At 70.9% G+C, this 9,072-nt stretch carries 6 protein-coding genes; all 6 read left to right on the top strand.

All coding sequences use genetic code 11. The features are described from left to right. Positions 1–1,718: peptidoglycan D,D-transpeptidase FtsI family protein (locus ON21_RS08990; RefSeq protein WP_039797124.1), on the top strand; the 1,718-nt coding region annotated here is incomplete at its 5' end. A gap of 294 nt (positions 1,719–2,012) precedes the next feature. Continuing rightward, positions 2,013–3,587 carry a UDP-N-acetylmuramoyl-L-alanyl-D-glutamate--2,6-diaminopimelate ligase gene (locus ON21_RS08995; protein ID WP_373281116.1) on the top strand — a complete coding sequence of 525 codons (1,575 nt, stop codon included), beginning with the start codon at positions 2,013–2,015 and terminating at the stop codon, positions 3,585–3,587. Continuing rightward, positions 3,584–5,122, top strand: coding sequence for a UDP-N-acetylmuramoyl-tripeptide--D-alanyl-D-alanine ligase (locus ON21_RS09000; RefSeq protein WP_051020522.1), 1,539 nt, complete (start codon positions 3,584–3,586; stop codon positions 5,120–5,122). The genes ON21_RS08995 and ON21_RS09000 overlap by 4 nt, the downstream gene beginning before the upstream one ends. Beyond that, a complete protein-coding gene (gene mraY / locus ON21_RS09005; protein WP_039797126.1) occupies positions 5,119–6,195 on the top strand; it encodes a phospho-N-acetylmuramoyl-pentapeptide-transferase in 1,077 nt (358 codons plus the stop codon). Before ON21_RS09000 ends, mraY begins: the two co-directional genes overlap by 4 nt. 47 nt (positions 6,196–6,242) lie before the next feature. Next, positions 6,243–7,700, top strand: coding sequence for a UDP-N-acetylmuramoyl-L-alanine--D-glutamate ligase (gene murD / locus ON21_RS09010; protein ID WP_039797128.1), 1,458 nt, complete (start codon positions 6,243–6,245; stop codon positions 7,698–7,700). A 133-nt stretch (positions 7,701–7,833) separates the two neighbouring features. Next, positions 7,834–9,072 (top strand): putative lipid II flippase FtsW (gene ftsW, locus ON21_RS09015; RefSeq protein ID WP_083880489.1); only part of this gene is annotated, 1,239 nt, incomplete at its 3' end.

Consider the following 9,072-nt stretch of genomic DNA (forward strand, 5'->3'; position numbering starts at 1 on the left):
AGAGCATCGCCGCGCCCGGACTGTCGGCACAGGCGGCCAGCCAGCGCACCACCCATCAGCCCGACCCGGCCACCCGTGGGCCGATCACCGACCGTTATGGCAAGGCGCTGGCCTTCACCGTGTCGGCCAAAGCGCTGCACTTCCGGCCGGTCGCCGTCCGGAAGGAGCTGGTGGACGCCAAGGCGAAGAACGACAAGGCACCCGATCCGGACCAGCGGCTGCGCGACATCGCGCGCACCGTCCACGAGAAGCTCGGCAAAGACGCGCCCGCGGAATCGGACCTGCTCGCCAAGCTGAACAGCGACGAGCAGTTCGTGTTCCTGGCCCAGAACGTCGATCCGCGCATCGCGGACGAGATCACCGACAAGTACCCGCAAGTGGGCTCCGATCAGCAGAGCCCCCGGGTGTATCCCGGCGGGTCGCTGGCGGCGAATGTCGTCGGCGCCGTCGGCTGGGACGGCCACGGACAGATCGGGCTGGAGTCGTCGCTGGACTCGGCGCTGGCGGGTACCGACGGATCGCACACCTACGACCGCGGCTCCGACGGCGCGGTCATCCCAGGCAGCTGGCGGGACGAACAACCCGCGGTCAACGGGTCCGCCGTCGAACTCACCTTGGACTCCGATCTGCAGTACTACGTGCAGCAGCAGGTGCAGCAGGCCAAAGACGTCTCCGGCGCGGGTTCCGCGTCGGCCGTCGTCCTGGACGCCAAGACCGGGCAGGTCCTGGCGATGGCCAACGACAACACGTTCAATCCCCAGCTGGGACCGCAGAAGTGGGCCAATGCCCAGCTGAGCAATCCGTCGGTGACGGACGTGTTCGAGCCGGGTTCGGTGAACAAGATCGTCACGGCGGCCGCGGCCATCGAGTACGGCCTGACCGATCCCGACGAGGTGCATCAGGTTCCGGGCGCGATCCAGATGGCGGGCGTCACAGTGCACGACGCGTGGTCACACGGCGTCGAGCCCTATACGACCACCGGAATTTTCGGCAGGTCCTCCAATGTGGGCACCCTGATGCTCGCGCAGCGCGTGGGCGAGGACCACTTCGCCGACATGGCGCACCGGTTCGGGCTCGGGCAGCGCACCGGCATCGGCCTTCCGGGGGAGAGCGCGGGCCTGATGCCCGACCGGGAGCAGTGGTCCGGCGGCACCTTCGCCAATCTCCCCATCGGCCAAGGCCTTTCGATGACGACGCTGCAAATGGCCGGGATGTACCAGGCGATCGCCAACGACGGCGTCCGCATTCCGCCCCGGATCGTGCGGGCGAAGATCGCGCCGGACGGCACCCGCACCGAGGAGACCCAGCCGGACGGCGTGCGGGTGGTGAGCAAGCAGACCGCCGCCACCTTGCGGACGATGTTCCAGGCGGTGGTGCAGCGTGACCCGATGAACGCCAACCAGAACGGCACCGGATGGCCCGCGGCCATCACGGGCTACCAGGTGGCGGGCAAGACCGGTACCGCGCAGAAGGTCGATCGCAATTGCCGGTGCTACTCCACGTCGTCGTTCTGGATCACGTTCGCGGGCATGGTTCCCGCGGAGAATCCCCGGTACGTGATCGGGCTCATGCTCGACGCGCCCGTCCGCAGTTCCGACGGCACCGGGGGCGGTTCGGTGGCTCCGCTGTTCCACAACATCGCGTCGTGGGCGCTGCAGCGCGACCGCATCCCGCCGTCGACCCAGCCGTCCAGGCAATTCGTCTTGCAGGCAGGGTGATCGAACCACTCTCGGGGTGTGCGATCGGTAGCGGATGACATCGGATCTGTGCGGAGGAAACAGCAGGTGAGTGCGGTGTTCGAGGGCCGGAGGCGAGCGGAGGTCCGCCGTGCGCGCCGTATCCGCACCCGGTGGCGTCCGCGTGCCGCGTGGCGCGGTCCGGGCCGGGCGGACGAACCCGTAGGGTGCGGTGGGCGACCTCCCCGGCTTTGCGACGGGGCGCATGGTCCCGCCGTGACCGGTCGCCGGTAACCTGACACGTCGATCGCCGCCCCCGAAAGGAGCCTGGTTTCTGTGCAGTCCGGTCAACCGCGCGCATTGCGGCCAGAGCATTCGCCGTCAACGCCGCTGGCGTCGCTGGCCGCCGTCATCGGGGCCGCGACGAGCCCCGAATCGGACGTGTCGGTCACCGGCATCGAGCAGCGCTCGGATGCTGTGCTGCCCGGTGACCTGTTCGCCGCGCTGCCCGGTGCCCGCGCGCACGGCGCGCGTTTCGCGCGGGACGCCGTCGCCAGGGGCGCGGTCGCGGTACTGACCGACGCGGCGGGCGCGGAGCTGGCCGGTCCGCTCGACGTGCCGGTGCTGGTGCGGGAGAACCCGAGGGCGGTGCTCGGCGAGCTGTCGGCAACGATCTACGGCAATCCGTCCGAACGGCTGCGCATCGTCGGCATCACCGGAACCTCGGGCAAGACCACGACCTCCTATCTGGTGGAGGCGGGTCTGGCCGCCGCGGGGCTGTCCACCGCGCTGATCGGCACCATCGAGACCAGGATCGGCGGCAGGCGGGTGCCGAGCGCGCTGACCACTCCGGAGGCGCCGCAGTTGCACGCGATGTTCGCGCTGATGGTCGAGCAGGGCGTGGACGCGGTGGTGATGGAGGTATCCAGCCACGCCTTGACGCTGGGCCGGGTGGACGGGGTGCGGTTCGCGGTGGGCGCGTTCACCAACCTCTCCCAGGACCACCTCGACTTCCATGCCGACTTCGAGGACTACTTCGCCGCCAAACGCAAACTGTTCGAATCCGATTCGCCGGTCGCGGCGCGCACCGCCGTGGTCTGCGTGGACGACGAGTGGGGGCGGCGGCTGGCCGCCGGCCTGCCGAACCCGGTCACCGTGTCGACCACCCGGACCGCCGCTTGGAGCGTCACCGGCGCGGTGTCGGCGCACGGCGGCGAACAAGACTTCACCGCGGCGGGTCCGCACGGCGAAATCCCCGTGCGCCTGCGGCTTCCCGGCCACTACAACGTCGCCAACGGCCTGCTCGCGGTGGCGGTGTGCGCCGCGGCGGGCGTCGAGCCGTCGGTCGCCGCCCCGGCGCTGGCGACCGTGGACGTGCCCGGCCGGATGCAGCGGGTGGAGCGCGGACAGGACTTCTTGGCGATCGTCGACTACGCGCACAAGCCCGCGGCGCTGGAGTCGGTGATCGCCACGCTGCGTGGTCATCTCGCGGCGGACACCGCGGGACGGCTCGCGGTGGTGGTCGGCGCGGGCGGCGACCGGGACGCGGCGAAACGGCCGCTGATGGGCGCGGTGGGCGCCCGGGGCGCCGACCTGCTGATCATCACCGACGACAACCCGCGTACCGAGGACCCGGCGGCCATCCGCGCCGCCCTGCGCTCCGGAGCGCTGGAGGTCCCGGCGGCCGAACGCGGCGAGGTGCGGGAGATCGGGGACCGAGCGGAAGCCATCGCCGCCGCGGTGGCGTGGGCGCGCCCCGGTGACGTGGTGCTGATCGCGGGCAAGGGACATGAGGCAGGGCAGGAGATCCAGGGCGTGAAGCACCCGTTCGACGACCGCGACGTACTCGCGGCCGCATTGGAAAGACGCAGTCCGCAAGGTAACCACGCGGAGGACTTGACGGTTTCATGATCGAGATGACACTGCGGGAGATCGCGGAGGTCGTCGGCGGCACGCTGCACGACGTCGCAGACCCGGAGGTGCGAGTGACCGGCGCGGTGGAATTCGACTCGCGCCGAATCGGTTCCGGCGATCTGTTCCTGGCACTGCCGGGCGAGCGCTCCGACGGTCACGACTACGCGGGCGCGGCGATCGCCGCGGGCGCGGTGGCGGTGCTGGCGGCGCGGCCGGTGGGCGTGCCCGCCATCGTGGTCCAGCCCGGTGGCGGCGCCGTGCCGTCGAGCTCGGTTGCGCTCAGCCATGATGCGGACGGGTCCGGCGCCGCCGTGCTGACCGCGCTCGCCGCGCTCGCCCGCGCCAGCGTGTCGCGTCTCGCCGCCGACGGCGGGCTCACCGTCGTCGGCGTCACCGGCTCGTCCGGCAAGACCTCCACCAAGGACCTGCTGGCCGCCGTCCTGGCGCCGCTGGGCACGGTGGTGGCCCCGCCGGGGTCGTTCAACAACGAACTCGGACACCCGTGGACGGCGTTGCGCGCCGACGCGGACACCCGTTTCCTGGTGCTGGAGCTGTCCGCGCGCGGGCCGGGGCACATCGCGGCGCTGGCCGAGGTGGCCCCGCCGAGCATCGGTGTGGTGCTCAATGTCGGCACCGCGCATCTCGGCGAGTTCGGCAGCCGCGAGGCCATCGCCAAGACCAAGGGCGAGCTGGTCGAGGCGCTGCCGCCGACCGGGCTGGCCGTGCTCAACGCCGACGATCCGCAGGTGGCCGCGATGGCCGCGCGTACGTCGGCGCGGGTGGTGCTGGTCGGGCAGGCGGCGACCGCCGAGGTGCGGGCCACCGACATCCGGCTCGACGACCAGGCCAGGGCCGCGTTCACCGTGCACACGCCCGCGGGCAGCGCCGAGGTGCGCCTGGCCGTGCACGGCGAGCATCACGTGGGCAACGCGCTGTCGGCGATCGCGGTCGCGCTGGAATGCGGGGCCGACCTCGACACCGTCACCGCGGCGCTGTCCGGTGCGCGCGCCGCGTCCGCCCGCCGGATGGACGTGCGGACCACCGCCGACGGGATCACCGTCGTCAACGACTCCTACAACGCCAACCCGGACTCGGTCCGCGCCGCGCTCAAGGCGCTGGTGAGCATGGCGCGTTCGGCCGAGACGCCGCGGCGCAGCTGGGCGGTGCTCGGCGAGATGGCCGAGCTGGGCGAGGAATCCGTCATCGAGCACGATGCCATCGGGCGGCTCGCCGTGCGGCTGGACGTCAGCCGGGTGGTCGTGGTCGGCACGGGGCGGCCCGCCCGCGCGCTGCACCAGGGTGCGGTGATGGAAGGGTCGTGGGGCGAGGAATCGGTCCTCGTGCCGGATATCGCGGCGGCGATCGCGCTGCTCGAGCAGGAAGTGGCCCCCGGCGACGTGGTGCTGGTGAAGGCATCGAAGTCGGTCGGCCTGTGGCAGGTCGCCGAGCATCTGACCGACCCGGGCGCCGTTACCGCACGCGGCGGCGCGGCGAACGACGGGGTGGGACAGGACACGGAGGCAGCAGGATGAGACAGATTCTCTTCGCCGCGGCGATCGCGCTGACGGTCTCGATCCTGCTCACCCCGCTGCTGATCCGATTGTTCGCCAAGCAAGGCTTCGGGCAGGAGATCCGGGTCGACGGTCCCGCCAGCCACCAGGCCAAGCGCGGTACCCCGACGATGGGCGGTGTCGCCATCCTGGTCGGCATGTGGGCCGGTTACCTCGGCTCCCACCTGATCGGCATCGGTTACGACGCCGACGGGCCGTCGGCGTCGGCGTTGCTCGTGCTCGGGTTGGCCACGGCGCTGGGCGCGGTGGGATTCGTCGACGACTTCATCAAGATCCGCAAGCAGCGCAACCTGGGCCTCACCGCGGCGGGCAAGTACCTCGGCCAGCTGTCCTCGGCCGTGATCTTCGGCATCCTCGCACTGCAGTTCCGCGGCGGCAGCGGGCTGACCCCGGCCAGCAGGCACCTGTCCTACGTGCGCGACATCAGCACCGTGACCATGGGCGTGGTCGTGTTCCTGGTATTCGTCTGCTTCGTGGTGGTCGCCTGGTCCAACGCGGTGAACCTCACCGACGGCCTCGACGGTCTCGCCGCCGGGTCGATGAGCCTGGTGCTGGGCGGATACGTGATCATCACGTTCTGGCAGTACTACCACGCCTGCGAGACCAAGCCCGAGACCGGCTGCTACAACGTGCGCGATCCACTGGATCTGGCGCTGGTCTGCGCCGCGGGCGCGGCGGCGTGCGTCGGGTTCCTGTGGTGGAACGCCGCACCGGCCAAGATCTTCATGGGCGACACCGGTTCGCTCGCGCTGGGCGGCCTGCTCGCGGGCCTGTCCATCACCACCCGCACCGAGTTGCTGATGATCGTCATCGGCGCGCTGTTCGTCGCCGAGACGGCGTCGGTGGTGCTGCAGGTCGCGGTCTTCCGCACCACGCGCAACCGGCTGTTCAAGATGGCGCCGTTCCACCATCACTTCGAGCTCAGCAAATGGGCCGAGACGACGGTGATCATCAGATTCTGGCTCCTGGCCGCGATGGCCTCCGCGGTCGGGCTGGGGCTGTTCTACAGCGAATACCTCTCCGCGGTCGGGTGAGCGAGATGGTCGAACATTCTCCGCGGGCTCTGCGCACACCAGGGCCCATGCTGGAATTCCTACGCGGACGCGACGTCCTGGTCGCGGGCTGGGGCGTGTCGGGACGCTCGCTGGTGGAACCGCTGCACGACATCGGCGCGCGTCCGGTGGTGACCGACGGCGGCGCCGCGGCCTTGGCCGAGGCGGCCGGACTCGGGCTGGATGTGGCCACCACCGCCGAACTGGAGAACGCGGACTGGAGCCGGTTCGCGCTGGTGATCACCAGCCCGGGCTGGCGGCCGGACTCGCCGGTGCTGGCGTCCGCGGTCGCGGAGGGCACGCCGGTGTGGGGCGATGTGGAGTTCGCCTGGTGGGTCGATCAGGCCAGGATCTACGGCCCGGTCCGCAAATGGCTGGTCGTCACCGGCACCAACGGCAAGACCACCACGACCCAGATGACCCACGCGATCCTGCGCGCGGCGGGCATCGCCAGCGTCGCGTGCGGCAACATCGGCCTGCCCATCCTGGACGCGTTGCGCCGCAACCCCGGTCCGCAGGTGCTCGCGGTGGAGTTGTCGTCGTTCCAGCTGCACTGGGCGCCTTCGGTGCGCCCGGAGGCGGGCGTCGTACTCAACGTGGCCGAGGATCACCTGGATTGGCACGGCGGCCTGGACGCCTACGCCGCGGCCAAGGCCAGGGCGCTGGTCGGCCGGGTCGGCGTGGTCGGCCTGGACGATCCGGTCGCGGCCTCGCTGGCCCGCAAGTCCAAGGCGCGCCGAACCGTCGGTTTCCGGGTGGGCGTGCCCGCCGACGGCGAACTCGGCGTGGTGGACGGCAAGCTGCTCGACCGCGCGTTCACCAAGGCCGCGATCCTGGCCGAGGTCGGCGACATCAGCCCGCCCGGCCCAGCGGGCGTCGCCGACGCACTGGCCGCCTCCGCGCTGACCAGGGCGATCGACGTCGCACCGCAGTTCGTCCGGGAAGGCCTGATCGAGCACAAGGTCGGCCCGCACCGCGCCGCGTTCGTGCGCGAGCTGGCCGGCGTCGAGTTCGTCGACGACTCGAAGGCGACCAATCCGCACGCGGCGCGCTCGTCGATCCTGGCGCATCCGCAAGTGGTCTGGGTGGCAGGCGGCCAGCTCAAGGGCGCGCATGTGGAGGACCTCGTCGAAGAGGTGGCCGACCGCCTGGTCGCGGCGGTGCTGATCGGCGTGGACGCGCCCGTGCTCGCGGCCGCGTTGGCGCGACACGCGCCCGAGGTCCCCGTTGTCGAGCTGGTCGCGGGAGACGATGCACAGATGGGTGACGAAGCGTCGAGGGCCGCCGCGGCCGACGCCGTCATGGCGCGGGCCGTGCGGGCGGCCGCCGGGTTCGCCCGTCGCGGCGACACCGTGCTGCTGGCTCCCGCCGCCGCGTCGCTGGACATGTTCGCCGATTACGCGCACCGGGGCCGCAGCTTCGCCGCGGCGGTGCACGCCCTGGAAGACGGTGATCTCGGAACCACCGATATCGGGGGTTTGCGATGACCGCCGACCGGGGCGGGCGGGGTATGGACACCCGCCCCGGTCGGTCGAGTCGCTTCCGCGGACGAGCTGATTCCTTCGGCGTCCGCTCGTCCGCTCTACCCAGGGTCCTAGCGGCGCCGACCGCGGGTGTCCCGTGACTTCGGGCAACGGCAGGCGCTGGACCGGCAGGGCGGCCCGCACCTCGGGCGCACGTGAAGCCGGGGCGCAGGCACGGCGTAACCGCGGCGCGGGCACGGGTCCGGGCTCGTGGCTGGCGCGGCCGCTCGCGTCCTTCCATCTCGTCGTCACGATCGCCACGCTGCTGACGGCCCTCGGATTGGTCATGGTCCTGTCGGCGTCCGGCGTCGTGGAGTACGCCGAGGGCGGGTCGGCGTACTCGCTGTTCATCCAGCAGACGCTGTTCGCGGCGATCGGCGCGGTCCTGTTCTATCTGGCTCTTCGCGTTCCGCTGCGCCTGTTGCGCCAGGCGTCGTTCCCGCTGTTCGCGATATCGGTGCTTGCGCTGGTGCTCGTGCTCATTCCCGGTATCGGTAGCAGCGTGCAGGGCGCACGTCGCTGGCTGGTGCTCGGTCCCGTTTCGGTGCAGCCGTCCGAGGTCGTGAAGGTGACCCTGATCGTCTGGGGCGCGCACTTGCTGGTTTCGCGACGGGCGATGGGTTCGAGTCTGCGGGACCTGCTGGTTCCGCTTGTCCCGGCGGGTGTGCTGGTCTGTCTGTTGATCGTGGTCCAGCCGAATCTCAGCACCACGGTCGCGGTGGGCATCATCCTGGGCGCTCTGCTGTGGTTCGGCGGACTTCCGGTCCGGTTGTTCGTGACGATCGCGGTGTCCGGCGTCGTCGCCGCAGGCGTGCTCGCCATGTCCGCGGGTTACCGGTCGAATCGGGTCCGGTCCTTCTTCAACCCCGGCTCCGATCCGCAGGGCGACAACTATCAAGCTCGGCAGGCCCTGTATTCCCTGGCCGACGGCGGGATCTGGGGCCGCGGCCTGGGACAGAGCCGGGCCAAGTGGAGCTATCTGCCGAACGCCCACAACGACTTCATCTTCGCGATCATCGGAGAAGAGCTGGGCTTCCTCGGCTGCGCGCTGGTGCTGGGGCTTTTCGCGTTGTTCGTCTACACCGGACTGCGCATCGCCGGCCGGTCGGCGGATCCGTTCCTGCAACTGCTGACCGCCTCGGCGACGACGTGGATCGCCGGGCAGGCCATGATCAACATCGGGTATGTCGTCGGTCTGCTGCCGGTCACCGGGTTGCAGCTGCCGCTGGTGTCGGCGGGCGGCTCGTCGCTCGCGATCACCCTGCTGATGTTCGGGCTGATCGCCAACGCCGCCAGACACGAGCCGGAGGCCGTCGCGGCGCTGCACGCCGGACAG

Origin of the sequence: Nocardia araoensis NBRC 100135, assembly GCF_000308435.1 — a bacterium.
GTDB lineage: Bacteria > Actinomycetota > Actinomycetes > Mycobacteriales > Mycobacteriaceae > Nocardia > Nocardia araoensis.